Origin of the sequence: Rhodococcus sp. ARC_M12, assembly GCF_022810385.1 — a bacterium.
GTDB lineage: Bacteria > Actinomycetota > Actinomycetes > Mycobacteriales > Mycobacteriaceae > Rhodococcoides > Rhodococcoides navarretei.
This window is the reverse complement of record NZ_JALGQI010000085.1, coordinates 1-365: the sequence shown is the minus strand read 5'-3', so window position 1 is coordinate 365 and position 365 is coordinate 1. Positions and strand designations below refer to the sequence as shown.

Here is a 365-nt window from a genome sequence, read left to right as displayed (position 1 = left end):
CGCGATTGTTCGCGGAGAGAGCTCCGACCGATCGGCAGTCGGCCGCGATACGGGGTTCGGCGCGTATGTTCTCACCGCTTGTGTTCATCGAGACTCCCGCGGCGAGTTTCGATCCCCGGGAGTTTCGTCCGGCCGGGTGCGGCCGGTGAAAACATCATCGAGTGGGTGAGCGCCCGTGAAGATCGTGGGGCCGTAGGCGTGCCGAAGCACCGTCAAGATCGCGTTCAAGGGTAGGTCGTCGAAGACTCCTCGCTCGCGGACATACTCCATGTGCTGAGCTCCGTCTGCGGTGAAGGCATGCATGAGAGCATCGCGATCGCCGTCGAATTCCACTGGCGGCACGCCGAAACGAGCGCACAACTCGA

The 365-nt window shown here is 63.0% G+C and carries 1 pseudogene; it reads right to left on the bottom strand.

Annotated features, from left to right (window positions below):
• Nucleotides 1-84 precede the first annotated feature (84 nt).
• Nucleotides 85-365 (bottom strand): annotated as a pseudogene (locus tag MTX35_RS26355) (transglutaminase); the annotation flags it as partial.